Below are 23,164 nucleotides of genomic sequence, written 5' to 3'. Positions count from 1 at the left end.
GTTCAGCCGTTGGACGCGCCGGGAATGTACCGGCGCCAGTTTTCGTCGAGTTGCGGCATGTCCGCGAACCGCTTGCGCCGGTCCGCCGCCCGGCCCACGAGTTCCGACAGATCGGTGTCATGCGCCGCGCAGTAGGATGCGACACGCTCCACCGCGTCGCGCAGGACGTCGAAGCCGCGCAGCATGACCTCGGAGGACATGCCGACGGCGGAGGCCCCGGCGAGGACCATCCGCAGCACGTCCTCGCCATCGGTCGCGCCGTTGATGCCGATGAGCGCAGGGCCGTCGCCAAGAAGCGCGCGGCTGCTGGCGAGCCAGTGACAGGTCAGCGGCAGGTTCCAGAACCCGCCGAACCCGCAGCTCGTCGAGAGCACGGGGGCCTGCGTCTCGAGATCGGGCAGCATGCCGAGCGCGCGCCCGGCCATCACCACGCTTTCCGCGCCGTTCTCGAACGCGGCCGCGGCAAGATCGGGGACGCGTTCGCTCTGCCCGGTGATCTTGATCCAGACGGGGATGTCGACGGTCGCGGTCATCATCCGCGTGAGCCGTCCGATCCGTTCCGGATCGAGCACCGTGCTGACCGCTCCCTTCGCGGCCTGGCTCGCGTAGGGCGTGCCGATGTTGAACTCGAGAACCTCGAATCCCGCCGCCGCGATCCGGCGCGCCAGGGCGCAGGCAGGCTCTTCGGCCGCCAGGATGAGCGACGGCACATAAAGGCAGTCGTGCTCCCGCGCGAGCGCCCGCATCCGCAGCGACATCTCGAGCCAGTCCTCGAAAGGGTGCGGCGTCAGGCCGGAGCGCGAGAGGAGCATCGCCCCCTCCGGCGCCTGCGGCCCCCAGTCGACGGGCCGCCAGCGCGTGTCGAGCGCCACGTATTCCGCACGCGAGAGCTGATCCTTCGCGGCGTCGGATTCATTGGTGGACTTGCCGACCACGGCGCCGGCGCCCGCCTCGATCGCCGCCCGGATGCCCGCCTCCGGGATCAGGTGTTCGCCGGGTGCGGCAATGACGGGGTTCTTGAGGGTCAGCGACCCGATCTTCGTGGATGTGGACGCCATCAGTGCGCTCCCCCGATGAGATTCGGCACGGCGAGGACCACCTGAGGCACGAAGGTGATGAGCAACAGGACGCACAGCGCGAGCCCGAGCATCGGAAGCGCCCTGATGGAGACCTTCTCGACCGGCCGTCCGGTCACCGCCGAAATGATGAACAGACAGAGCCCTACCGGCGGCGTGACGAAACCGATCAGGACATTGAAGATGACCATGACCCCGAGATGGACCGGATCGAGGCCGAGCGTCTGGCCGATCGCCGTCAGCGCCGGCACCGTCAGGATCAGGACACCGATCGTATCGAGGAACATGCCGAGCACGAGCAGGATGAGATTGACCATCAGCAGGATCAGCACCGGATTGTCGGTGATCGTCGTGAGGGTCTCCACGACCATCTGCGGCACGCGCTCGATGGCGAAGATGAAGGCGAGGATGTTGGCCACAGCGACCAGCACGTAGATCGCGGAGGTGATGAGCGCGGTGGAAACGAACGCCTGCCTGAGGAAGGTCCAGTTCAGCGCGCGGTACACGAGGCCGGAGACGAGCAGCGCATAGATCGCGGCAATGGCGGCCGCTTCGGTCGCGGTGAAGATCCCGCCCCGGATGCCGCCGACGATGATCACCGGCAACAGGAGAATGGGCGCGGCCTCGCCGAACCCCCGGAGGATCCGGCGCAGCGGAAGGGCCTCGGTCCGCGGATAGCCGTGCCTGTGCGCCGTCCAGACCGCATAGATCGAAAGGACGCAGGCGAGCAGCACACCCGGCACGATGCCCGCGATGAAAAGCTGCGATATCGACGTGCCGGACAGGGCACCGTAGATGATCATCGCGATGGACGGCGGAACGAGCGGCGCCATGAGCGACGAGACGGCGATGAGTGCCGCGGAATAATCCACGTCATAGCCCTGCCGCTTCATGTCGGGCACGAGAACGGTGCCGAGCGCGGCCGCGTCCGCCGCCGCGGAGCCGGACACGCCGCCGAAGAGGAACGCGCCCCAGATGGCGGTGAGCGACAGCCCGCCGCGGAACCGGCCGACGACCGAATTGGCCGCCCCCACGAGCCGGCGGGTCAGCCCGCCGACATCCATGATATTGCCCGCCAGCACGAACAGAGGAATGGCCAGCAGCACGAAGTGGTCCATCCCGGCCACCATGCGCTGCGGCAACACCAGCAGGAACTGGGTCTGGTCGGTGAAATAGAAATAGCCGAGCGCCGAGACCCCGAGAACGAAGGCGATGGGCATTCCGGCAAGAAGCGTGACGACGAAGAACCCCGCAAGCCAGCTCATGAACTTGTCTCCTCGGACGGCGGCGTGAGTTTGAAGCCCAGCACCTCCTCGACGAGGACATGCACAGCCAGGAGGATCGGCCCGACACAGATTGCCAGATGGATCCAGAACAGCGAGACGTTGAGGGTCGAGGCGGTCTGGAGGCGCGTCCTCCAGGCGAAATCGGCGCCGTAATAGGCGATCACGCCAAGGAAGACGATCGTCACGACGCCCGAGGCGAGGTCGATCGCGCGCACCGCAGGGCGCGGCAGGAGTTCGACCAGGCCGCGCATTCCGAGAAACTGTCGCGCGGAATAGGCACGTCCGGCGCAGATCATGACGAGCCAGAGCATGACGTAGCGCATGACCTCCTCGGACCAGATGAGAGAGGCATCCGTCATGTAGCGGAACCAGACCTGAAGCCCTCCGACGACGAGCACAACCGCCGTCCCGAAGATGGCGAGCCCGTCGATCAGGGTCTGATAGAGCAAGTAGAATTTTTTCACGGGCACCCCTTCCATCGGCGTCGGATGCCGGCGGGCGTGGGCCCGCCGATGACACGGGAGTAAGAGCGCTTATTGCGCCCCGGACGCGCTGGCCGCCGCGACGAAGTCGGCGATCAGCGGATCCTGCGAATAGCTTTCGATCACCGGGGCGACCGCAGCGTTGAAGTCTTCCATGAAGCTCGCGGACGGTTCGATGACCGGAATTTCGCGGTCGGCGAGGTTCGCCTTCACCGTTTCGTCCAGCTCGGCGACGGCCATCACCTGCGGTTCGACGATCTCGTTCGCCGCCTCGCGGATCGCGGCCTGCTGCTCTTCCGTCAGACCGTCGAAGCGGGCCTTGTTGATCAGCAGGAAGCTCGGCCAGAAATAGTGACCGGTGAGCGTGACGCCGCCGGCGACCTCATAGAACTTCTCGCTCTCGATCGAGGTGAGGTTTATTTCGACCGCATCGAGCGTACTGGTTTCCAGCGCCGAATAGACCTCTCCGTAGTTCATCGGAGTGGGGTTCACGCCCACGGCCTGCCAGATGTCCACGAACAGCTTTGCCGGCGGCACGCGGGTCTTCTTGCCCTTCATCTGGGCAAATTCCTCGACCGGCTCCCCCACGGTCAGGAAATGGCGCTGTCCGCCGTCGTAAAGCCCCAGCGCGATCATCCCGTGCTTGTCGAGCGTGTCCATGATGGCGCGCGCCTCGTCGCTCACCGCCAGTTCGGCAAAGCCCGCATAGTCCGGAATGACTCCCGGAAGCTGGAAGGCGTTGATCGAAGGTTCGAGCGTCGCCAGCGCCGTCGCCGAATTCACCGTCATGTCGACCGTGCCGAACTGAACGCCCTCCATCAGCTCCTTCACGTCGCCGAGCTGGCGGGCGGGATAGATGTCGATCGTGACGTCCCCGCCGGAGATGCGTTCGACCGCTTCCTTGAAGCGCGCGGCGGTATCGTGGTTCGGATGCGCTTCGAACACGGCGTGGCCAAGGCGAAGGCTGACCGGATCGGCCGACGCGGCAGATGCTGAGACGGCCGCGAAGATCGCGGCGGCATGGAAAACTTTCATGGACTTCCTCCCTTGAGTGTGTTCTCTACTGGAGAACAGTGTTCTCTAAGGGTGATAGGTCGTTTTGGTTTTGTCAACCACCTCCTATCGCGGTCTTATGGAAGACGTCGGAAACGGAAAGGGCCCGGAGAATGAGCGACACGGTGAAGGCAAGCAGCGTAACCCTCGATATTCTGGAGCGAATCGCCTTCTCCAGCGGGGCCTACGGTGTGACCGAGATCGCAAGGTTCGCGGGCGTCGCGAAGAGCGCGGCCCACAAGCATCTCATGACGCTCGTTCAGCACGGATTCGTCGTTCAGGATCCGCTCACCCAGCGATACCGCCTCGGCCCGAAGGCCTGGCTGCTCAGCCGGAATGCGCCGGATCTCGACGATATCGCCACCGTCGCGGAACCGATCATGATCGAGGCCCGCAACGCCCTCGGCCTCGCCGTCGTCCTGAGCATTCCGATTCCGGAAAGCGCCTTTGTGCTCACCGCGCTTCCGAGCACGCATTCGATCGAGATCGGGGTGCGCACCGGCAGCCAGCTTTCGCTTCACGCCTCCGCACAGGGCAAGATCTTCCTTGCCTTCGGCGACGAACTTCAGCGCCGCGCCATCGACCTGCTGCCCATGCCCAAGATCACCCGGAGCACGCAGACGGACCGCGAGGCCCTGCGCCGCGAGATCGCGCAGGTGGTCCGCGACGGCTACGCCAGCGCGCCGGAACAATCCCTGCTCGGCGTGAATGCGCTTGCCGGGCCGGTGTTCAACTATCAGCAGCGGCTCATTGCCGCCGTGGGGCTCATCGGTTCGGTCCAGCACATCGAACATCCACCCAAGGCCGAACTCGTCTCAGCCCTTCTGGGACTGTCGCGCAAACTGTCCGCGGCCTTCGGATGCGACATCCCGCCCCACCTCCCCCGCCGGGACAAGGACGAGACGTGACCGCTCCCGTGCCACGCAACCGTGTCCCCGGACGCGGCGACGCGACAAGGCGGGCGCCGGCCTCGCAAGGGCCGGACGTCAAACCCAGCACGTGTTGCCCAACCGGAAGGCCCTGTCGCGCAACTGCCGAGGTCTGCCCTCCCTCCCCCGTGCTGACCTGCGGCGCGCAGATCCCCGACACAGGACGCCTTTGATCGGGGGGCGATGGAACCATGACTTGCACAAGCGGTTAAATGGCCATGGCAACCGATCAGCTCAGCAAGACCTTTGCCGCATTGGCCGACCCGACCCGGCGCGCGATCCTCGCGCAACTGTCGGAAGGTGAGGCGACGGTCAGCCAACTGGCGGCGCCGTTCGACATGAGCATGCCCTCCGTCTCAAAGCACCTGAAGGTCCTGGAGCGTGCGGGCCTCGTTTCAAAGAACGCGAACGGCCCGGCGCGGTGGTGTCGGTTGGAGACCGAACCGCTTCGCGACATCCATGCCTGGGCCGAGATCTACCGCGCCTTCTGGGACGGCGGGCTGTCGAAACTTGCAACGCATCTTCAAGAGGATCCCAATGGTTGACGAGACACATACGGGCAGGTTGGAAATCCAGCGCCGCTACCCGCATCCGGTGGACCGGGTTTTTCAGGCCTGGACCGACGCCGAACATGTGAAACCCTGGTGGGGGCCAGCCGACTTCACGGCGACGCAATTCGAGAACGATTTTCGCGAAGGCGGCGCATGGCGGGCCGTCATCGTCGGACCGGATGGCCACTCATACGGGCAGAGCGGCCGGTATACCCGGATCGAGGCCAACAGGCTGATCGCCTTCACCTTCCGCTGGGACGAGGACGATGCCCCGGACACCGAGATTACCGTGGGATTCGCGCCGGAAGGCGACAGGACTCTCGTCACCTTCCGGCAGTCTCCCTTCCGGGACGACGAAAGCCGGACCAGCCACGAGGCGGGCTGGCGGGAATGCCTCGACCGCCTCGGGGCGCGCCTCGGGGAGGGACGCCGATGACCACCGTCAAAGGAAGCTGCCACTGTGGCGCCGTCACCTTCGAGGCAGAGTTCGAGGAGCGTATCGAGACGAGCAGATGCAACTGTTCGATCTGCCGCAAGTCCCGGTTCTGGAAGACGATCGTGCCCTCTGATGCGTTCACGCTCCTGAGTGGCGGGGACAGTCTGCATTCCTACCGGTTCGGCCCCAAGGTGGTGGATCACCGCATCTGCGGAACCTGTGGCGTCAAGGTGTTTGGCACGGTCCCGATGGACGATATGGAATTTGTCGCCATCAGCGTTCCGTGCCTCGATCTGGACCCTCAGGCGCTGGCCGCCTTGCCGGTGCGTTTCGAGGATGGACTGCACGATGCCCAGGAGCGGGAGCCGGAAGTGACCTCCTATTTATAGCCGATCATGTCGCCACATTTGCCGAAGACGACCGCCGCACCCCCGTTGATGAGGACCACGGCCGCTAGGGCACGTACTCAATAAGTGTATTTCCGTTTGTAGCGTGTTGTGATTCACTTCTGCCAAAAGCGGGAGGGTTTCATGGCGCGGTACGATCTGAGCGACGAGGAGTGGCAACTGGTGGAGCCGCTCATTCCGAAGCCTGGCAAGGGCAAGCGTCGGGTTGATGACCGGCGGGTGGTGAACGGGATATTTCACGTGCTGCGGACTGGCGCACCTTGGCGCGATCTGCCGGAGCGATATGGCCCATACACGACCGTCTACAACCGGTTCAACCGCTGGGCCAAGCGCGGTATCTGGCTGAAAGTGTTCGAGGAACTGGCACAACGATCGCCGCAGTCGCTGCAGTTGATCGACAGTTCCATCGTCCGCGCCCATCAGCACGCCGCAGGTGGAAAAAAGGGGGCGAGGCTCACGCCATCGGCCGTTCTCGTGGCGGACTGAGCACCAAGATCCACGCCGTGGTCGATCAGGACGGCTTGCCGGTCCGGCTGCACATTACGGCCGGACAGGCCTCCGACAAGACGGTGGCTCCGTTGCTCTTGGACGACCTGCCCCCCGGCATCGTCGTCGCAGACCGAGGATACGACAGCCTGGCCTTGGTAAAGCGCGTGGCGGCGCGGGGTGGCGAAGCACATATCCCGACCCAGAGCCGCGTCCGCCTGCAACGCAGCGTCCCGCCCGATCTCTACCGCCGCCGCAATCTCGTTGAACGATACTTCTGCAAAATCAAACAGTTTCGCCGCATCGCCACACGCTTCGAAAAGCATGCGGTCAACTTCCTCGCAGCAGTCGCCCTCGCCTCAACAAGGATCTGGTTGCGATCAATTGAGTACGTGCTCTAGTCCTCACGCGAATTGGCGAGGTTCTGCTGCTCACGGGGGCTCAGGCCGTATCGGCGCTTGAAGGCCGTTGCGAAATGCGAGGGGTTGCGAAAGCCGGAGCGGCGGGCGATTTCGCTGATCGGATAGGCGAGTGTCCGTGGCCGGGAGAGCTCGGCATGGCCCCGCTCGAGCCGCGCATCGCGCAGGCAGGCGCATACGCTCTGCCCCGCTTCCTCGAATATCTGGTGGAGATAGCGCACCGATATCCCGACGGCCTCGGCGATCCCCTGCGGGTCGAGGTCCGGATCCTCGAGATGCGACCGGATGAAGGCGATGCTGCGATGATACAGCGCCCTGCGGGCGGACGGCCTGTTGAGCGGGAGGGATTTCTCGCCCCGTTCGATGGAAAGCGCCAGCAGATCTGCCAGATACCCGGTGCAGAGCTCGGCATCGAAACTGGAGATCGCCTCGACCTCGTTCCACAGGCCCACGAAGAATCCGTGAGACAGCCGGCTCACACCGGAGGAGACCACATAGGGAAACGAGGTTGTCCGGCTCACACCGGACAGCCGCCGTCGCAACACCTCGCCGGGAAGCACGAGGTTCAGAACCGCGGTCGGATCGCCGTGTTTCCAGATGGACGGGCTGCCCAGGTCGTAGAGGCCCAGTTCTCCGGGACGGACCGTCACCTCCCGGTTGTTCTGTGTGAGATGGATCGTCCCGGAGAGAGAGGTGAACAGGACGAGTTCATCCTTCTGGTCCTTCTCGACCTGCCTGTGCTGCCGGACCCCGAGCTGGTTGTTGGCATGAACGCGGGCGAACTTGAAATCCCTGATATCGACGCATTTGACCTCTGCCGAAAACTGCCGGTTCGGGGAAAACCGGAGGTCATAGGACGCAAAGACAGAGCTGATGAGATCCCTGTAGGTGTTCTTGTCAGTCGCGCTTCGGAGATGCACTTCCCGCTTCATTCCATGACTTCCCCATGCCATATCACAGGTGCCGCTTCTGCAAGAGCCCGGACCGGACCCGTCCATCGACGCCGCGCGGCGGGTCCGGCGGGGCTCATGCCCGCGGCCGCGCGCAGGGTGGCGGGAACGGATCGGTCCCGTGTCCCGGCCTCGAATTCCGGCCTCGGCACGGCCGTCGATCGGTGACCGTCCCCGTCGGGAGCCAGATCCGCCGTCCTCTCGTATCGGATGAAAAAAGCAAAACACCTCGCGCCGCAGTCGTCAACGCAGGATGGAAGAGGCAGGGCCCGGCGGTCCCGGAAACCTCTGCGAGGGGCTGCAAAACAGGCAGATCGTATCGTTTACGGCTCAAAAGGAGGTGTCCCTGCAAAGGCGAGAGCGATCCGCCTGCCGATGCCGCCCGGCGGATCATTCCGGCCCACGACCGGCGGCCGCCGGACAGACACTCCCGGCCGGAGGGTCGGCCCGCCGGGATGCGTCGTTTTCTCCGCCGCCCAAGACGCGGCGGACGATGCCTGCCCGCCGCGTCCTGGGGCATCATCCCGGAACCATGCCTCCCGGCACGCCTACAGCAGCCCCGCGTAATGGGAGGCGATGTCGTCCGCCGTGGTGAACCACACGCCCTCGTGCCCGGCGATGTATTCCAGTGCCTTCACGAGATACTTGTGGCGGAACGGCTGGCTGATGATGAACGGATGGAGACAGAGCGCCATCACCCGCCCGGTCTGTTCGCCGTCCGCATAGAGCTGGTCGAACTGGTCCACGACCATCTGATAGAACTGTTCGCCCGACAGGCTCTTTCCGAGGAACATCGTCACGTCGTTCAGCTCGATCGAATAGGGAACCGAGATCATCCCCGGAATGTTCAGCGGAAACGGCTGATCGTCCGCGCACCAGTCGAGCAGATAGGTCAGGCCCAGCTCCCTGAGCAGGCGCGGGGTCTCGAACGTCTCCGTGAGCGCGGGCCCGAGCCAGCCCTTCACCTCCTGCCCCGTCGCCTCCGCAATGGTGCCGACCACCTCGGTCAGATAGGCGCGCTCCTCGTCCACGGTCATTCCCGCCTGGAAGATCGAATTGTTCTTCCCGTGCGCGAGCCAGGCCCATCCTCTGTCGCGTCCGGCCTCGATCACCTGCGGATGGAACCGGCAGCAATCGGAATTGAGCAGGACCGTCGCCGGCAGCTTGAGGCGGTCGAGCGTTTCGATGATGCGCCAGATGCCGACCCGCAGCGCATAGTCGCGCCAGCCGTAGTTGAGAGGGTCCGGCGCGAGGGCGGCCGTGCCCGGAAAGATGCTCGTCGACGGCTTGTCGATCTCGTAATGTTCGATGTTGAGCCCGACATAGAAGGCCAGCCGGGCCCCGTCGGGCCAGGTGAGCTTCGGCCGCGAAACGATCGGCGAATAGTCGTAAAGGGTATTGTCCATGGTGTCCTCTCTCCGGTTTTCAGTCGCGTCATGGGGTCGTCGAAAGAGGACGCGGGACCGGTCCCGCGCCCCGGCGAAGATCCGCCCTATCCCGCGGGGGCCAGCCGCTCGAGCTGCCCCACCGTCTCGTCAAGGCCTCTGACGTCGCCATACTTGGCCTGGATGTCGAACAGCGCCTGGGCATGCGCGGGGCGGGAGCGGTCTCCGACCGCCTCCTCCACCACGATCGGCCGAAAGCCGTATTGCACGGCATCCACCGCGGTCGCCCTCACGCATCCGCTGGTCGTGCATCCGGTGATGATCAGGGTGTCGATCCGCCGCGCCTGCAAGCGGGAGACGAGATCCGTTCCGAAGAAACAGGAGGCATATTTCTTGTTGAAGACGGAGGATCCCGGTGGCTTGCGCAGCCGCGGATCGAGCTGGACCGCATCGGAGCCGGTTTCCAGATCGAACAGCCCGCTCATCTTGTTCCCCCACACGCCCGCGTCGCGGCAATCCGCCTCCTCATAGCTGACGATCGAGAAGAACGCGGGCACCGAGGCCGCGCCGGCGGCATCCAGCAGCGTGTTGATATGCCCGATCTGCACGCTCAGATCCGCGCCCAGAGGCAGGTCCGGATCCGTGAAGGCCTTCATGATGTCGATCACCAGAAGCGCGGGACGGTCTCCAAAGCCCATCTCCCCGCCGAACCCCCGCTTGCGGAAGAACTCCAGCTCATCGTGGGACGTGTCACTCATCGACCATTTTCCTTTCCTAATGTTCACAAGGTTCTGCGCGAGACGATGTGCATCGTCCCCGGCCGTCCCTCCCGCCGGGCGGGCGGCTTTGCGCAGGCGGTTTTCCACAGGGACAAGAGGCAACGTGCTGTCCCAGCCGGAAGCCGCCCCGCAGGCGCGGGGCAGTCCGCCAGAGGGCAGAACCGCCCTTCCCGATCAGAGGGAGGCCGAAGACAGATGCGGCATGATCCTGTCGCCGAAGTCGCGGATGCCCTTCAGATAATCGGGGAAACAGAGCATCACCCCGTCGATGCCGGTCTCCTCGGCCACCCGGTCGAGTTGCTCGGCCACGCGCTGATACGATCCACGGATCACCGGCATGCCCATGAACGCGGCATTGCCGTCCGCGGGATCGCGGTTGAGCGCGTTCTTCAACTGTTCCGAGGTGCCCGCCGGATTCGTATCGAGAGTGGCGCTGGCCATCACCGCGGTGATGGCTCCCAGATCGGCATCCTCGATGATCTTGCGGGTATGTGCCTCCGCCTCCTCGTCGGTCGCCTCCGCGACGATCTGGATGCAGGCGAAGGTTCCGACCTCGCGGCCGAGGTCACGCGCCGTTCCCTTGAGGTCCGCGACCTTCTGTTTCAGGGTCTCGCCCGAGGCCATCACGAAATTGCGGTCGCCCACCTCCGCGACGAATTGCATCCCGGCCGGGGACTGCCCGGCGGCGACGACCATCGGCTGATGTCTGGGCACCGGATAACAGGCGCAATCCTCGAGCGTGTAATGCTCCGTCTGCGTCGTGCACCGGCCGTCGGCCCAGAGCTGTCTCAGGATCGAGACATATTCCTTCGCCAGCTCGTAGCGGCGCGCATAATAGCTGTCGTCGGGCCAGAGACCCATCTGCGTGTATTCCGGCTTGTTCCATCCGGTCACCACGTTCAGCCCGCACCGCCCGCCGCTGATGTCGTCGATGGTCGCCACCATGCGCGCAACCACCGCCGGGTGATGCGCCAGCAGGGTGACGGAGGGAAACAGCGAGATCTTGCGGGTCACGGCCGCCAGACCGGCCATGAGCGTGAATGTCTCGAGGCACGAGTCCCAATAGCCGGTGCGTCCCCCGAAGCCGCGATATTTCATCATCGACAGGACCATGTCGAAGCCGAGCTCTTCCGCCTCGACCGATATCTGCTTGTTGTGCTCGAAGGTCGGCTCGTACAAGGATGTCGAGCCGGACAGGATATAACCGTTGGAGCCGTTCGGCAGAAATATTCCGTATTTCATGTTTTCTCCCTCCATCCCGCATCTGCAAGGTCGTGCGGGCTCCCGCCATTAGGTTTGGAGCGGGATCTGGCGGTCAAGCCGTCGATGCCGCGCGTGCGCTGTGGGAAAGAAAACTCCGCGCTGAGGGAACAGACGCTCGGGATCATGGATCGGCGCAGGCCATTTTTCGGTCCGCGCCGCCCTCCGGGAACCGGATGCCGGACCCTGCCGGCTGCGGCCTCGCGGGTGCGGTCAGGGAAGATTGCCATCAGGACGATGCCGGGCCCGAGCGACGCGCCCGCGACAGGTAAGCGCCGCTGCGGCAGCAGCCCGGCGGGCGTCAGACCTTGCCGTTCGCCGACAGCATGATCGCCAGCGGTCGCGTCGGTTCGATCTCCGCCAGGACGATGATCAGCGTGGCGGTCAGCGGCACCGCCAGCATCGCCCCCGACAGGCCCCAGAGCGCGCTCCAGAATGCAAGCGCCAGCAGGACGACGAAGGGCGACAGGTTGAAGGCGCGGCTCATCATCATCGGCTCGAGATAGGAGGCCACGAGGATCTGGGCCGAGGTCAGCAGCACCGCCAGCGCCCCGGCCCGGCCCAGGCTGCCGAATTGCGCGAGGCTCAGCAGCACCGGAAAGATCACCCCGATCATCGAGCCGATGTAGGGGATGTAGTTCAGGAGGCCGATCATGATCGCCCAGAACAGCGCGAATTCCAGTCCGAACAGCCACATGATCGCAAAGCAGATGCCGCCGAGGATGATGTTCACCACCGTCTTCACCGACAGGTATTCCCCGATCCGCGCGTTGATCCGCGCCAAGAGGGCCAGCGTGCGCTGCCCCCTCTCCTGATCGTTCAGCGCCAGCACCAGCTTGGTCGCCATGCGCCCGCGTTCGGCCATGAAGAAGAAGGCGTAGAGCACCGCCAGGAACAGCATGCCGCCCAGCCCCTGCATCGAGGAGAGCACCGGGGAAATCCAGGTCTGCACCCGGACCTGCCCCAGGGTGGCATCGCGAATGGTGGCCCAGGTCGGCTGGTCCTCGATGCCCAGCATGCGGGCGGCGCGGGTCACCAGCGCGTTCAGGTTGTCCTCATAGCGCGGCAGGACGGTCGTCACCTTGGTGATCGTGTCGATGATGTAGGTGAAGACCAGCGCCACCAGCACCACGAAGACCAGCAGCGCCAGCGCCCGCCGGTAAGGCGCGCCCAGCCGGCCCAGCAGCGGGAGACGCTGCATCCGCTGCGCGGCGGAGGACAGCACGTAGAGCGCGATCATCGCCACCATGACCGGCAGCAACACCTGCTTGCCGATGTGCAGCAACCATCCCAGCATCAGTGCAAGCGCGGTGAAATAGGTGAAGTTACGGATTTCGACGTTCATTTCGGGAGATGTCCGGCTTGCAAGGGGCTGTGTTGCCCCAGCTTAGCGATCTGGCGCCCACAGGGAAGCCATGCGGCACCAAAGTGTTGCCGGCTGACGAAAAGATGATCATTCCCGCGGCAGGACATCAGCCGGCCGTCGTCCCGAGATCCGCGCGGCGTCGCCTTGCCCGGCCACCACCGCGCAACCTGCCCCCGTCATGCTGAACCCGACCTCTCATCTCCGCCGCGCTCCCTCCCGGCGCCTGCGCCGATCCTCCCGGATCGGACAAACGGCCACCCGGCCTGAAAGGCTCCCGCAAGTCCTGCGGCACGGGCCGCCGGAAAGAGGTGTCACGCCCTCGCCCTGCCATAAATCCATCCGCCACGCATCGAAAGCGGACGCCCGAACAAAGTCAACCCGCGGCGCGCGCCGATCCGGACGGTCCATGACGTCGGATGCGCCCGCCGCGACGCGGTCCACGGTCGGCCCAACTGCGCAGGATGCCCGACACCCGCATCATTTCAACCGGTCGGGAAGCGGGATGAAGTCCTCCTCGTCGCCGGGAGGAAGACGGAACCGGCCATGCGACCAGTCGCCCTGCGCCCAGGCCTCCTTGGCCGCGTCGATCTTCTCCTGCGAGGAGGCAACGAAGTTCCACGAGATGTATCGCGGACCGTTCATCGTTTCGCCGCCCAGCACCATGATCCGGGCGCCCCGCGCGCCGGCCCTCAGGCTGATCCGGTCGCCGGGCCGGAAGACCATCATCCGGCCCGCCTCGAATGTCTCGCCCGCCACGACGATGCTGCCCTCCACGACATAGACACCGCGGTCTTCGTGATCGTCCGGCAGCGGCAGCCCGGCCCCGGCAGCCAGCGCCACATCGGCATAGAAGGTCTCCGTGAACGTCTTCACCGGCGCACGCGCGCCCCAGGCGGAGCCGAGGATCAGCCGCACCTGCTTGCCCCCCTCCTCGAGGACGGGCAGCGCCTCCTTTCCATGGTGCTCGAAGGCGGCCTCCCGGTCCTCCTCCTGTTCCGGGAGCGCGACCCAGGTCTGGATGCCGAGGAGCGAACCGGGCTGCCTGCGCATCGCCTCGCTCGTGCGCTCGGAATGCGTCACCCCGTTTCCGGCGATCATCCAGTTCACCTCGCCGGGAGAGACCAACTGGTCGGCTCCGGTGCTGTCCCGGTGATGAAACTCCCCCCGATAAAGATAGGTGACGGTCGCGAGCCCGATATGCGGATGGGGCCGCACGTCGATCCCGCCCCCGGTCAGGAAGTCGGCCGGGCCCATCTGGTCGAAGAAGATGAAGGGCCCGACCATCTGCCGTTTCGGCGCAGGCAGCGCGCGGCGCACTTCGAAACCGCCGAGGTCCCTCGTGCGGGGAATGATCAGGGTTTCGATCGAGTCCAGGGATCCGGCATCCGGACAGTCGGGGGATTGGATCGGTGTCCAGCTCATGATCAGTCTCCTGTCGATGGTGATCCGCCCGCGGGCCGGATCGTGGGGTGCAAAATGCCCGCGGCACCCGACCGAGGTCGATCCGGTGTCCGTGGTTCAAACCGTCGATCCGGTCGGACGGCCTCGCCGGGCTCATGTCTGGATGACATCGGCCCATTCCGGGTGGCGCTGCGCCTGGGCACGCACGAAGGGACAGAGCGGCACGATCCGCTGCCCCTTCGCGCGGGCGTCCCCGACCAGCCGGTTCACCAGCGCAGAGGCCGCACCGGTGCCCCGCATCGTCTCCGGGACGAAGGTGTGATCGGCGATGATCAGAACGTCGGACACTTTGGAGACGGTGAGTTCACCTTCCCCGTCGATACCTTCGATCCGGGCGACGTACCGCCCCTTGGTGTCTTGATCTTCGTAGGAGATTTCGATGGAGGTATCGGGCATCGGAGCAGCCTTTCTGAACAGGAACGATGGCCCCGGCCGCGAGACAACAGCCGGGCGGGTGCCGCGTCACGCCGCTCGGGGACGTGGCGCGCCGCGGCCTGCCTGCGGCGCCGAGGCGCCTCATGCCCTATGGTATAGGCGGAATCGGCGGCCGGGCCATAGGCGGCGTGCATGGTCCACGCGCCCGCGTGGGGCGCATGGCCGCACTCGAGCCCGCAGGGATCGCGGTGGAGCACCGCATCACTCGGCGGCCTCTTGCGAGCGTCTTGTCTGGATCAGCGCTGCGATTTCAGGGCGGCAGGAACCACAGTTGCTGCCAGCCTGAAGTGCTGCCCCGATTGCATCGACCGAAAAGAGATGCTGCGTCTCGATTGCGTCCACGATTGTGTTGACGCCTACGCTGAAGCACGAACACAGGACCGGGCCTGGATCGGGGACATCGGCGGGGACACGTCCCGACAGAACGGTCGGCACAGCCGAAGTCGGTAACGTCGCGAGATAGTCGCGCGAAACAGCGACGGGCTCGGGGGCAACGAAGAGCGCAGCCAACAGCTGTTCGTCGCGGGTCAGCGCGATCCGGGCGATGCCTCGTGCGTTGTCGACAATCGAGGACAGGGACACATCCTCAAGACCGAACAGACGCAGCGCTGTGTTTTCCCAATCCGAAATTTCCGATCTGCCAGCCAGTTCAGCACGATAGCCCTTCCGCGACGGGACATGTGCCCAATAGGCGCAATCGGGCCGCATCGGCTGGGATGACACCGCGAAACCGTACCATTTTGCATCAAACCGATGGAGTGCCACGACACTGGCCTTGCTTTCCGGCTGCCCGGAGATCGGATCATAAACGGGGGCGACAAGATCATCGACACGCGCCGTCGGTGCATTTTCTCCGGTCCAGTGCATTGGCGCGAAGACTTGACCGCGCTGCACACTGTCCGTGATCCGCGCGCGCAGAATTGCTTCGCCATTGGGGCTTCTGGCCTGCACCAGATCGGCCGGGGCAATTCCCAGATCCTGGGCATCTGTCGGATGAATTTCAAGAAACGGCTCGGCCAGATGTGCCGAGAGGCGCGGGCTGAGGCCCGTGCGGGTCATCGTATGCCATTGATCACGGATGCGACCCGTGTTGAGACGGAACGGATAGCGACGGCCGGTTCTGGCCGCAGGTTCGCGATATGCGGTGGCAACGAGACGCGCCTTGCCATCCGGGTGATAGAATTTCCCGTCCGCAAAGAACCGGCCACCCTGTTTCGTGTCACTGACCGGCCAGCGCGTCGGGGCGAGAGCCGCGTAATCCGCGTCTGACAGGTCGCGCAGGGCCGAAATATCAAAATCCAGCCCAAAACCCCCTGCGATGCCCGACAGGCGCGCGTATTCGCGAAAAATATCCGCTTCGCCCGCGTAGGAGAATGCGCGGAGGGAGTGTAACAAATACCGAACTCTCTCCGTCCTTGGCGGGCACAATTTTTATTGCTGGCACCTTTCCGCTTCGATAGCGTTTGACCAGCCCAGAAATTGGGCGCGCACAGTTCGCGTGCGCACAGGGCTGATCGGGAGCGCGACGTGGACAGGGACAAGGCTGAACTTCGCTGGGGGATCGAGCAGCGGCTCGAGTTCATCGAGTTCCGCCTGTTCTGGGAGGGGCACGTCAACCGCATCGACGTGATGCAGCAGTTCGGCGTTTCGGTGAACCAGGCATCCTCTGACCTGAATCGCTACATCGCGCTGGCGCCGGACAACATGGTCTACGACAAGAGCGCGCGCACCTATGTCCGTGGCCCGGACTTCGACTGCAAGTTCCGCCCGCCAGACGCAGCGCATTACCTCGCCCAGCTCCGCCTGGTTGCCGACGATGTGCTGGAGCGCGACGACTGCTGGATCCCTGACCTGCCACCCTACGCATCCGCCCCGACGCCGGTTCGCGGCGTTGAGCCGGCGACACTTCGCTCAGTCGTCGGTGCCATCCGCCAGTCCGAGGCGATCGAGGTTAAGTACCAGTCCCTGTCGAGCCCGGAGCCGCGGTGGCGCTGGATCGCTCCGCACGCCATCGTGTTCGACGGGTTCCGCTGGCATACGCGGGCGTTCTGCTTGACCGATGACTGCTTCAAGGACTTCCTGCTCTCGCGGATCCTCGACATCCGCGGGTCGCGCGAGAGCGAAGCGTCAGCCGACGATGATCGCGACTGGCATTCCGAGGTCACGCTGGAGGTCGGGCCCCACCCCGCCCTTTCGGAAAATCAGGCAAAGGTCATCTCGCTCGACTACGGGATGCGTGGCGGCAAGGCAGAGATCGTAGTCCGGCGCGCGCTTCTCTATTGCGCGCTAAGGCGGCTTGGGCTCGACACAGACCCGGCCGCGCGGCGCCCACAGGATCAGCCGATTGTTCTATTAAATCGTGAGGCTGTGACAGGCGGCAACAAAAATGCCTTTGGAGTGCACGGGTAAGCGTGATTGGGCGAATGTTTGCAGTGAGATATATCGATCGGAAATCGAAATGAACGACGGCTCTGCGCACTCAACTATTCAACCAGGCAGCTTCGTTGAAGTCCGAGGTAAGCCATGGTTGGTGGAATCGTTGGTCGGCGAGGACGGCACCCTTCCCACAATAGCCTTGTCCTGCATCTCAGACGACGCCCAGGGTGAACAGCTCGATGTCCTATGGGATGCTGAGATTGGTAGAAGAGTTCTCGACGAGGATCGATGGGCAAGCATTGGTGTCGGTCATCCCGACAGCGCCGACGTCCTAGCGGCTCACATCCGGGCAGTTCGATGGCGATCCGCGACAGCCGCTGACCGGGATCTGCTCCAGACTCCTTGCTTTCGCCGCATGGGCGTCTTACGTTTATGCTATCGATCAAGTGAAGGTATGACCATGGCCGAGACCGCGACCCTGTCCTCGAAGTTCCAGATCTCGATTCCCAAGGCGATCCGGGCCGCCCAGCACTGGGAGGCCGGGCTGACCTTCGCCTTCATCCCGAAAGGCACGGGCGTTCTGCTTGTGCCGGTGCCCAAGCGGGAGGCGCTGAAGGGGCTCGCGCGAGGGGCGTCCGCCACCGATTATCGCGACCGGACGGATCGGTTCTGATGATCCTCGTCGACACGTCGACGTGGATCGAGTGGCTCGTCGGTTCGCCGACCGGCGAGAAGCTGTCCGAACATCTGCCCGAACAGGCCGACTGGCTCGTCCCGACCATGGTCCAGCTCGAGCTGGCGAAATGGCTGACACGCGAGGTCGGCGAGGACAAAGCCGATCAGGTCATCGCCTTCACGCAGGTCTGCCATGTGGTGCCGCTCGACACCGAGATCGCGCTGGCGGCGGCGGAGGCGTGCCGGGAGCACAAGCTCGCTACTGCCGACGCGATCATCTTCGCAACCGCCCGCGCACAGGGCGCGACGCTCCTGACCTGCGACGCACATTTCCAGGGGCTGCCCGGCGTCACCCTGATCGAGAAGATCAAGGCCTGAAACCCGGGGCGCCATTCGCGCTCAGCTCCTCGTTCAGCTTCCGGACCATCACCGCCTCGATGACGGGCAGCAGTTCGGCCATGGCGAGCGGCGGCACGCCGAGGGCGTCACCGAGCGCCAGCGCGGCGGACATGTCCCAGCCAATCACCGCGCCGGGGAGCACGCGCAGCTGGCCGCCGAGACGGCCGACGAGGTCCCAGACCTGCCAACCCTCCGGAGTTTCCGGACGGTTCAGCCGCGCCGGGCAGTCCGAGCAGGCTTGCGTACAGGCTTCGCAGTATCGGTCGCCCCCGCCGAAGGACCATTCGGCGAGAGCGCGGAGGCGTTTTTTTCCTGTTCCAGCAGCAGGCCCTTGGAGACGTAGGTCAGCTGGAACGCCTCGAAGATTGGCCAGATGTCGAGCAGCGCGTCGATGGCCTCGGGGCTGGGATTGATCGGCTTCCCGTCGGCGTCGCCGATGCCCTCCCAGCCGAGCACCGCGCGGCGGGCCAGTGCCTTGGCGAAGGCGACCGCGCGTTCCTCGTCGGAAGCCTCCTCCGGCACAGCTTCGACGGCCGGGTCGCTGCGCGTCGCCACCATCAGTGCCGTGGTCAGCGGGCGCAGTTGCACCCGGACGCCGGGCGCGAGGTCATGCCAGCGGGGCGCGTTCGTCAGGTCGAGAGCGAGCATCAGTACACCTCTATGTCGTTGATCAGGGTTGCCGTGCACATCCGGCCGACAGTGCTGTCGCGGGCGGCCTGCCAGTCGAAGGTGGCCTGCACACCCTGTGGGCCCGAAATCTCGATGCGCGGGCGTGGCAGGTAGACGGCGTGCACCGTGAAGGTGAAGCTCTCGCCCGAGGGCAGGACGTAGGCGAATTCCATCTCGCAAGCCTCGCCGTTGATCGCCTGCGTCACCAGCGTCTGGTCGGCGAACCGCACCTCGATCCGACCGGTCAGCGCCGCGATGGACGGGTCGGCGCCGTCAATGCGGCCGTCGTTTCGGATCGTCTCGATGCGGTCGAGGTTGTTGGCATAGGTGATCTCGGCCGAGACCACGTTGCCGAGGGCGGTCCCATTCCGGGTGATCGCCCCGTTGAAATGGCCGAAGCGCTTCAGCTCCAGCGCAGCAGGCGTTCCGGCGCTGGTGGTCGTGCCCACTGTCTCGCCCTGCGCGACCAGCCGCGCGGTTGCGGTGAGCAGGCCAGACCGCTGCATCTGCCAGGTGATCTGGTCGAGCACGCAGCCGGAATACGTCGCGTAGCGCGGCACCTCGGGCATGCCGGTCTCGATCGACATCGAGGGCAGCGTCCAGGACCCCGACTGGAACTCGTGAGTGTACGGGGCCTCGACGCCCGTGGTCGTGGGCGCGCCGAAAGCCGCCTTCAGCCAGAAGCCGAAAGCCTCGGCGTCGAGTGGCACGACGACATCGCCATCGGCCGTCACCGCGTCCTTGATCGGCGCCAGCGGATCGCGGCCGTAGCCGAGAAGCTCGGAGTTCAGCAGCGGCTGCTCCGCCCCGAGCGAGGTGCTGGCGAAGGGCATGCGGATGAAGCCGCTGGCGGGCGGCGTTCCATAGGTCGTCTCGAACGCAAGCGCCATCAGCGCCCGCGCCCCCTGGGCTCGTGCCATGGTGTTCTCCTCGGGTTGTCGGGATCAGCCGAGCGGATCGGCCGTGGAATAGTGCAGCACCACCGGGATCACGGCGGCCTTCAGGCTGGCCGCGCCCTCGACGGGCAGATCGACCGGGCGCGGGGCTTCCGCCTCGACCCAATCGCAGAGCCCGCTCAGCGTGCGGTCGGCGGCGAGCGCCGTGCCGATGCTGGCGGTCAGCGCGTCGAAGGCGGTCTCACGTGCAGCGCCCTGCACGACGGCCTCAATCTCGGCCCGGTGCTGGTAGTGGTAGCGCAGCGGAGAGAGCGTCACCTCCGGCTCCCCCGGCTCACCATCGCGCAGGATCAGCAGGCCCTCGGCCGGGACGCGCTCGGGCAGCACGTCGCCGCGCAGGGCGGTGGCGGGTAGCGCCGACAGCCGCGCGTGCAGCGCGGCGAGGATGGTTTCGCGGAAGGTAAGCATGCCGAACCTGTCATAATTCGCTATGTTGCGAGCGCTCATCCGAGCCAGAATCGGAGATATTCATGGGCCGACAATGGCGGAACCGATAATGACCGACTTTCAACCAGAGCCGCGTGCTTCAGCGGAAATCTTTGCAGACTTGCGTAGCCTTGCGACCTCAGACGGAGCATTACACGGTATTTCAGAGATCATCTATCGCGACTGGGTCTATACGATCGATACGCAAGAGCGAACCGTTGTCGATGATCCGGAGCACCGTTGGTCGACTTCCCGCCTAAACAAGCCGGAATTGATGCTCCTGCTGGGATTGGCAGTCCAGTCTGAGTCTGATCGAACACACACTGTGCTCTGCGACGCCTCGGTCTTCATGTCGGAGGCTGACCGGCTTCTTCGGGAGCTTCACGACCGCGTCATGATCGACGTCAAGTCTGCGCTGCCCGCAAACCTGCTTGAGGTTGAGAACCCCCTTGATGTTGTCGGTCCGATGGCCCGCGAAGCCATTTATTACGCTGCAGAAAGTTTCTATCTCCATCAGTTCCTACCGTTTATCCGGCAAAGATACCGGCGCGACGGCGACTGGCTTCTGCGAAATAAGGGTATTTCTATCCTCCCGATGATCGAAATCGCCCGGTTCATCTCGGACCGGATCAACCGACAGATGTCAGTGGTCGGTCAACTCCGTAAGTCGGGCACCGCCCTGAATAGCGGTGACCTGACCAACAGCCTAATGATCCCGCTCGCGGACCTTCGGCGAAAGTTCAAGGGCAAGGCGGACGCGTTCGACCGACTGTTCGCGATCGATGTGACCGCGACGAATCTCGGTTTCACGGATCCGTTTGCGATCAACGAGACCATGATTTGCCCGATCATTCGGATCGGCGATTTCCTTTACGTTCCTAATCAGTATCGGCTCTTCGAAACGCTCTATGAGAGCCCCTTCTACTGGATGTTGCGGGATGAGAAATACATGGAAATCGCGAAGACTAACCGCGGCACTTTCCTTGAGGCTACCGCAGCGCACATCCTTCGATCCGTGTTCGGGCCGGAGAACGTCCATGAGAACGTGACCCTCTACAATGGGACGAAAGACAAGGCGGGTGAGATCGACATCCTCGTCACATACGGAGAGTTCGTGCTGGTCGTCCAAGCGAAGTCTAAGCGGATCACCATGCAGGCTCGGGCAGGTGACAAGGCCGCATTGCGCCGGGATTTCCGTGACGCTATCCAGGCCCCATACCGTCAGGCGCTGACGTGCGCACGGTTGATTAGAACGGGCGCCACCTGCGTTCGGCCTGACGGAACCAAGATCGAGGTGCGCCGTGTGAATCGGTTGTTCCCGATGGTGGTCCTGAGTGACCACTTCCCCGCGGTAACCATGCTGGCCCGTAGCCTTCTAGAACGCGAGAAGGAAATTGCGCCCGTCATCTGGGATCTTGGAGTCTTGGACTGTGCCGCCCGGCTCTTTCCGAACCCGGTAGACATGATCTTCTACCTGAAGAGCCGCTCGGACCTGTACGACCAAGTCATGTCGGAAAGCGAGCACTGCTTCATAGGCTTCCACCTGACGCACAAGCTGGCCCTGCCGGATGAGTTCCACGGTCTGGTCATCGACAGGGATTACGCGCAGCCGGTCGACGACTTCATGATGCCCTTCGATGTGGGTGTAGAGGGTATCCGCCCGATAGGGATCCTGGAGCGCTTTGATATACCGATTGTCACCGATCTCCTGAGGGAGCTGAGGTCCAAGGGGCCAGAAATCGCCGCGGTGGTGGTCGATCTCTACGACTTCTCAAGTGAGATGCTTCGCGACATGGCGGCGCATATCACTGAACTTCGAGAAGAGGTAGCCGCAGGGAAGGCACTTAAGGCATTTTCGATCCCAACCACGGCTGGAGGCCTGACTTACGTTGTAGTTGACCGTTTGAGCGAGAAATCACGCGCAGCAGCGAGCAGCATTGGCAGAAAGCACAAGTACGACACCAAAAGCTCGCACTGGTACGTGATCGTCGATTGTATCCAGACCAGCAACCCTATCGATGAGCTTGGATGCCTTGTTTGGGAATGGCAACAGGATCACGAGGAGCAACGACTTGCCGATCAGATATCAGGTTTGTTTAGATCGAGTCGCTCTGTCATTCAGGTGGGTGATGCATCAAAGGCTCTAGCGGACAAGGCAAAAGATGCTTCCACTTGAGTCTCCTCGCCGATCGATAGCCTCCTTCAGCCAAACCGAAGATCAGACGAGCATTGATGATCGAGGGTACCCGCTGTTCCATCGCCGATGGTAATGGACGCGCGATTGCGTAACCCAAACCACAATCGTTTAACGCATTCGCGCCTCCACCCAGTTCGCCACGATCAGCCCCGGCACGCTGTCCAACGCCCGATCTGCATCCCGCGCCAGATCCAGCCGCTTCGGCAGCTTGACCTGCGGCACCAGCAGGAAGATCGGCGCGGTGACCTTTCCGCGCCCGGTCTTCGAGCGCGACACCACCGCCTGACCCTTTGTGTTCAGCCGCCCCTCGGCAACCAGGAGGCTCGGGCCGGCGCGGCGATAGACGAAGCGCAGGCGCAGACCGCGTCGCCGTTCCCATTCGCCGGGCGTGATCCTGCCGCCGCGCAGGGATTTGCCTGCGGCGGGCAGCGGGATCGCCAGCCAGAACCCGTTCTTCGAGCGGATCAGCGGGCCGGTGTCGTGCGCGCCGACGATGACCGGGGCCTTGGACCAGACCAGCGCCGCGGCGTCGAGGCTTTCGCCCGACCTCGGGAAGTTCTGGCTCCGGATCGAGTTGGCGAGCCGTGTGCCGAGTCCCGCGCCGGTGATCTGCAGCCGCCACGCCGATTTCAGCCCGGTCCCGGCCTCGCGCATCGCGGCGGTCGGCCCACGGGCAGAACCGGCATTCGAAGAAGTCGCGATTGG

The 23,164-nt window shown here is 64.4% G+C and carries 25 protein-coding genes and 1 pseudogene; 9 read left to right on the top strand and 17 right to left on the bottom strand.

Annotation, left to right across the window (positions count from 1 at the left end; all coding sequences use genetic code 11):
- Nucleotides 1–2 precede the first annotated feature (2 nt).
- The 4 genes from P73_RS10040 to P73_RS10025 all read right to left on the bottom strand — a co-directional run bounded on the left by P73_RS10040 (nucleotide 3) and on the right by P73_RS10025 (nucleotide 3,879).
- The gene (locus P73_RS10040) at nucleotides 3–1,058 is read right to left on the bottom strand and encodes a beta/alpha barrel domain-containing protein (protein WP_043869460.1); all 1,056 of its coding nucleotides are present in this window, start codon (nucleotides 1,056–1,058) and stop codon (nucleotides 3–5) included.
- The gene (locus P73_RS10035) at nucleotides 1,058–2,341 is read right to left on the bottom strand and encodes a TRAP transporter large permease (RefSeq protein WP_043869459.1); all 1,284 of its coding nucleotides are present in this window, start codon (nucleotides 2,339–2,341) and stop codon (nucleotides 1,058–1,060) included. The genes P73_RS10040 and P73_RS10035 overlap by 1 nt, the downstream gene beginning before the upstream one ends.
- Complete coding sequence (locus tag P73_RS10030) at nucleotides 2,338–2,826, bottom strand: TRAP transporter small permease (RefSeq protein ID WP_158401928.1); 489 nt, start codon at nucleotides 2,824–2,826, stop codon at nucleotides 2,338–2,340. Before P73_RS10030 ends, P73_RS10035 begins: the two co-directional genes overlap by 4 nt.
- Before the next feature lie 69 nt (nucleotides 2,827–2,895).
- Nucleotides 2,896–3,879, bottom strand: a complete 984-nt coding sequence (locus tag P73_RS10025) for a TRAP transporter substrate-binding protein (protein ID WP_043869457.1) — start codon at nucleotides 3,877–3,879, stop codon at nucleotides 2,896–2,898.
- Between the two features lie 131 nt (nucleotides 3,880–4,010).
- On the opposite strand from P73_RS10025, the gene P73_RS10020 reads away from it, so the two are divergent.
- From P73_RS10020 to P73_RS24940, 5 genes are all read left to right on the top strand, one after another.
- Nucleotides 4,011–4,805, top strand: a complete 795-nt coding sequence (locus P73_RS10020) for an IclR family transcriptional regulator (RefSeq protein WP_043869456.1) — start codon at nucleotides 4,011–4,013, stop codon at nucleotides 4,803–4,805.
- Nucleotides 4,806–5,044: 239 nt separating this feature from the next.
- On the top strand, nucleotides 5,045–5,371 hold the full coding sequence (locus P73_RS10015) for an ArsR/SmtB family transcription factor (protein ID WP_043871564.1): 327 nt from the start codon (nucleotides 5,045–5,047) through the stop codon (nucleotides 5,369–5,371).
- Nucleotides 5,364–5,813 carry an SRPBCC family protein gene (locus P73_RS10010; protein ID WP_043869455.1) on the top strand — a complete coding sequence of 150 codons (450 nt, stop codon included), beginning with the start codon at nucleotides 5,364–5,366 and terminating at the stop codon, nucleotides 5,811–5,813. The genes P73_RS10015 and P73_RS10010 overlap by 8 nt, the downstream gene beginning before the upstream one ends.
- Complete coding sequence (locus P73_RS10005; RefSeq protein WP_043869454.1) at nucleotides 5,810–6,202, top strand: GFA family protein; 393 nt, start codon at nucleotides 5,810–5,812, stop codon at nucleotides 6,200–6,202. The genes P73_RS10010 and P73_RS10005 overlap by 4 nt, the downstream gene beginning before the upstream one ends.
- A gap of 141 nt (nucleotides 6,203–6,343) precedes the next feature.
- Nucleotides 6,344–7,107, top strand: a protein-coding gene (locus P73_RS24940) for an IS5 family transposase (protein WP_202966946.1) whose coding sequence is annotated in 2 segments (ribosomal slippage) — nucleotides 6,344–6,674 and nucleotides 6,674–7,107 — 765 coding nt in all. Because the reading frame shifts where the segments join, the coding sequence is not laid out codon by codon here.
- Here P73_RS24940 and P73_RS24345 read toward each other — a convergent pair.
- The 8 genes from P73_RS24345 to P73_RS09955 form a co-directional block, all read right to left on the bottom strand.
- On the bottom strand, nucleotides 7,104–8,057 hold the full coding sequence (locus P73_RS24345) for a helix-turn-helix domain-containing protein (RefSeq protein WP_052453144.1): 954 nt from the start codon (nucleotides 8,055–8,057) through the stop codon (nucleotides 7,104–7,106). The genes P73_RS24940 and P73_RS24345 overlap by 4 nt on opposite strands.
- A gap of 566 nt (nucleotides 8,058–8,623) precedes the next feature.
- Nucleotides 8,624–9,481, bottom strand: coding sequence for a polysaccharide deacetylase family protein (locus P73_RS09985; RefSeq protein WP_043869453.1), 858 nt, complete (start codon nucleotides 9,479–9,481; stop codon nucleotides 8,624–8,626).
- An 86-nt stretch (nucleotides 9,482–9,567) separates the two neighbouring features.
- Nucleotides 9,568–10,218: an isochorismatase family protein gene (locus tag P73_RS09980; RefSeq protein WP_043869452.1), complete on the bottom strand. Its 651-nt coding sequence runs from the start codon at nucleotides 10,216–10,218 to the stop codon at nucleotides 9,568–9,570.
- Between the two features lie 195 nt (nucleotides 10,219–10,413).
- Nucleotides 10,414–11,481, bottom strand: a complete 1,068-nt coding sequence (locus tag P73_RS09975; protein WP_043871561.1) for an LLM class flavin-dependent oxidoreductase — start codon at nucleotides 11,479–11,481, stop codon at nucleotides 10,414–10,416.
- 319 nt (nucleotides 11,482–11,800) lie between these two features.
- The gene (locus tag P73_RS09970; protein WP_052453142.1) at nucleotides 11,801–12,844 is read right to left on the bottom strand and encodes an AI-2E family transporter; all 1,044 of its coding nucleotides are present in this window, start codon (nucleotides 12,842–12,844) and stop codon (nucleotides 11,801–11,803) included.
- Nucleotides 12,845–13,342: 498 nt separating this feature from the next.
- Nucleotides 13,343–14,287 (bottom strand): pirin family protein, encoded by a 945-nt coding sequence (locus tag P73_RS09965; RefSeq protein WP_043869451.1) that lies wholly within the window; start codon nucleotides 14,285–14,287, stop codon nucleotides 13,343–13,345.
- Nucleotides 14,288–14,419: 132 nt separating this feature from the next.
- Nucleotides 14,420–14,722 (bottom strand): GNAT family N-acetyltransferase, encoded by a 303-nt coding sequence (locus P73_RS09960; RefSeq protein WP_043869450.1) that lies wholly within the window; start codon nucleotides 14,720–14,722, stop codon nucleotides 14,420–14,422.
- A 240-nt stretch (nucleotides 14,723–14,962) separates the two neighbouring features.
- The gene (locus P73_RS09955) at nucleotides 14,963–16,156 is read right to left on the bottom strand and encodes a molybdopterin dinucleotide binding domain-containing protein (protein WP_052453141.1); all 1,194 of its coding nucleotides are present in this window, start codon (nucleotides 16,154–16,156) and stop codon (nucleotides 14,963–14,965) included.
- 132 nt (nucleotides 16,157–16,288) lie between these two features.
- On the opposite strand from P73_RS09955, the gene P73_RS09950 reads away from it, so the two are divergent.
- The 3 genes from P73_RS09950 to P73_RS09940 all read left to right on the top strand — a co-directional run bounded on the left by P73_RS09950 (nucleotide 16,289) and on the right by P73_RS09940 (nucleotide 18,190).
- Nucleotides 16,289–17,170 (top strand): BrxR family helix-turn-helix transcriptional regulator, encoded by an 882-nt coding sequence (locus P73_RS09950; RefSeq protein WP_043869449.1) that lies wholly within the window; start codon nucleotides 16,289–16,291, stop codon nucleotides 17,168–17,170.
- A 427-nt stretch (nucleotides 17,171–17,597) separates the two neighbouring features.
- Nucleotides 17,598–17,810 (top strand): AbrB/MazE/SpoVT family DNA-binding domain-containing protein, encoded by a 213-nt coding sequence (locus tag P73_RS09945; RefSeq protein WP_036179405.1) that lies wholly within the window; start codon nucleotides 17,598–17,600, stop codon nucleotides 17,808–17,810.
- Entirely contained in the window at nucleotides 17,810–18,190 is a 381-nt protein-coding gene (locus P73_RS09940) for a type II toxin-antitoxin system VapC family toxin (protein WP_043869448.1), read from the top strand. Before P73_RS09945 ends, P73_RS09940 begins: the two co-directional genes overlap by 1 nt.
- Here the strand turns inward: P73_RS09940 and P73_RS26465 are convergent.
- The 4 genes from P73_RS26465 to P73_RS09925 all read right to left on the bottom strand — a co-directional run bounded on the left by P73_RS26465 (nucleotide 18,180) and on the right by P73_RS09925 (nucleotide 20,244).
- Nucleotides 18,180–18,323, bottom strand: coding sequence for a DUF7697 family protein (locus tag P73_RS26465; protein WP_245629262.1), 144 nt, complete (start codon nucleotides 18,321–18,323; stop codon nucleotides 18,180–18,182). The genes P73_RS09940 and P73_RS26465 overlap by 11 nt on opposite strands.
- Nucleotides 18,324–18,421: 98 nt before the next feature.
- Nucleotides 18,422–18,859 (bottom strand): hypothetical protein, encoded by a 438-nt coding sequence (locus P73_RS09935; RefSeq protein ID WP_043869447.1) that lies wholly within the window; start codon nucleotides 18,857–18,859, stop codon nucleotides 18,422–18,424.
- Nucleotides 18,859–19,800: a phage tail tube protein gene (locus P73_RS09930; RefSeq protein ID WP_043869446.1), complete on the bottom strand. Its 942-nt coding sequence runs from the start codon at nucleotides 19,798–19,800 to the stop codon at nucleotides 18,859–18,861. The genes P73_RS09935 and P73_RS09930 overlap by 1 nt, the downstream gene beginning before the upstream one ends.
- 24 nt (nucleotides 19,801–19,824) lie before the next feature.
- The gene (locus tag P73_RS09925) at nucleotides 19,825–20,244 is read right to left on the bottom strand and encodes a hypothetical protein (protein WP_043871558.1); all 420 of its coding nucleotides are present in this window, start codon (nucleotides 20,242–20,244) and stop codon (nucleotides 19,825–19,827) included.
- A gap of 88 nt (nucleotides 20,245–20,332) precedes the next feature.
- Between P73_RS09925 and P73_RS26460 the strand changes: the two genes are divergently transcribed.
- Nucleotides 20,333–22,438 carry an NERD domain-containing protein gene (locus tag P73_RS26460; RefSeq protein ID WP_043869445.1) on the top strand — a complete coding sequence of 702 codons (2,106 nt, stop codon included), beginning with the start codon at nucleotides 20,333–20,335 and terminating at the stop codon, nucleotides 22,436–22,438.
- A 129-nt stretch (nucleotides 22,439–22,567) separates the two neighbouring features.
- Here P73_RS26460 and P73_RS26455 read toward each other — a convergent pair.
- Nucleotides 22,568–23,125, bottom strand: a pseudogene (locus P73_RS26455) (DUF6441 family protein); the annotation flags it as partial.
- Nucleotides 23,126–23,164 lie beyond the last annotated feature (39 nt).

This window comes from Celeribacter indicus (assembly GCF_000819565.1).
Taxonomy (GTDB): Bacteria; Pseudomonadota; Alphaproteobacteria; order Rhodobacterales; family Rhodobacteraceae; genus Celeribacter; species Celeribacter indicus.
The sequence above is the reverse complement of the archived record's forward strand: the minus strand, read 5'-3'. Positions and strand labels throughout refer to the sequence as shown.

Excerpts from the sequence above, each read along its gene's own strand:
- P73_RS09925 (WP_043871558.1), bottom strand. The coding sequence starts at position 20,244 with ATGCTTACCTTCCGCGAAACCATCCTCGCCGCGCTGCACGCGCGGCTG.
- P73_RS26465 (WP_245629262.1), bottom strand. The coding sequence starts at position 18,323 with ATGTCCGCCGCGCTGGCGCTCGGTGACGCCCTCGGCGTGCCGCCGCTC.
- P73_RS09970 (WP_052453142.1), bottom strand. The coding sequence starts at position 12,844 with ATGAACGTCGAAATCCGTAACTTCACCTATTTCACCGCGCTTGCACTG.
- P73_RS09985 (WP_043869453.1), bottom strand. The coding sequence starts at position 9,481 with ATGGACAATACCCTTTACGACTATTCGCCGATCGTTTCGCGGCCGAAG.
- P73_RS09940 (WP_043869448.1), top strand. The coding sequence starts at position 17,810 with ATGATCCTCGTCGACACGTCGACGTGGATCGAGTGGCTCGTCGGTTCG.
- P73_RS09965 (WP_043869451.1), bottom strand. The coding sequence starts at position 14,287 with ATGAGCTGGACACCGATCCAATCCCCCGACTGTCCGGATGCCGGATCC.
- P73_RS24345 (WP_052453144.1), bottom strand. The coding sequence starts at position 8,057 with ATGAAGCGGGAAGTGCATCTCCGAAGCGCGACTGACAAGAACACCTAC.
- P73_RS09945 (WP_036179405.1), top strand. The coding sequence starts at position 17,598 with ATGGCCGAGACCGCGACCCTGTCCTCGAAGTTCCAGATCTCGATTCCC.
- P73_RS10010 (WP_043869455.1), top strand. The coding sequence starts at position 5,364 with ATGGTTGACGAGACACATACGGGCAGGTTGGAAATCCAGCGCCGCTAC.
- P73_RS10015 (WP_043871564.1), top strand. The coding sequence starts at position 5,045 with ATGGCAACCGATCAGCTCAGCAAGACCTTTGCCGCATTGGCCGACCCG.
- P73_RS26460 (WP_043869445.1), top strand. The coding sequence starts at position 20,333 with ATGACCGACTTTCAACCAGAGCCGCGTGCTTCAGCGGAAATCTTTGCA.
- P73_RS09975 (WP_043871561.1), bottom strand. The coding sequence starts at position 11,481 with ATGAAATACGGAATATTTCTGCCGAACGGCTCCAACGGTTATATCCTG.
- P73_RS09980 (WP_043869452.1), bottom strand. The coding sequence starts at position 10,218 with ATGAGTGACACGTCCCACGATGAGCTGGAGTTCTTCCGCAAGCGGGGG.
- P73_RS10020 (WP_043869456.1), top strand. The coding sequence starts at position 4,011 with ATGAGCGACACGGTGAAGGCAAGCAGCGTAACCCTCGATATTCTGGAG.
- P73_RS09935 (WP_043869447.1), bottom strand. The coding sequence starts at position 18,859 with ATGCTCGCTCTCGACCTGACGAACGCGCCCCGCTGGCATGACCTCGCG.
- P73_RS10025 (WP_043869457.1), bottom strand. The coding sequence starts at position 3,879 with ATGAAAGTTTTCCATGCCGCCGCGATCTTCGCGGCCGTCTCAGCATCT.
- P73_RS10005 (WP_043869454.1), top strand. The coding sequence starts at position 5,810 with ATGACCACCGTCAAAGGAAGCTGCCACTGTGGCGCCGTCACCTTCGAG.
- P73_RS10040 (WP_043869460.1), bottom strand. The coding sequence starts at position 1,058 with ATGGCGTCCACATCCACGAAGATCGGGTCGCTGACCCTCAAGAACCCC.
- P73_RS09930 (WP_043869446.1), bottom strand. The coding sequence starts at position 19,800 with ATGGCACGAGCCCAGGGGGCGCGGGCGCTGATGGCGCTTGCGTTCGAG.
- P73_RS09960 (WP_043869450.1), bottom strand. The coding sequence starts at position 14,722 with ATGCCCGATACCTCCATCGAAATCTCCTACGAAGATCAAGACACCAAG.
- P73_RS10035 (WP_043869459.1), bottom strand. The coding sequence starts at position 2,341 with ATGAGCTGGCTTGCGGGGTTCTTCGTCGTCACGCTTCTTGCCGGAATG.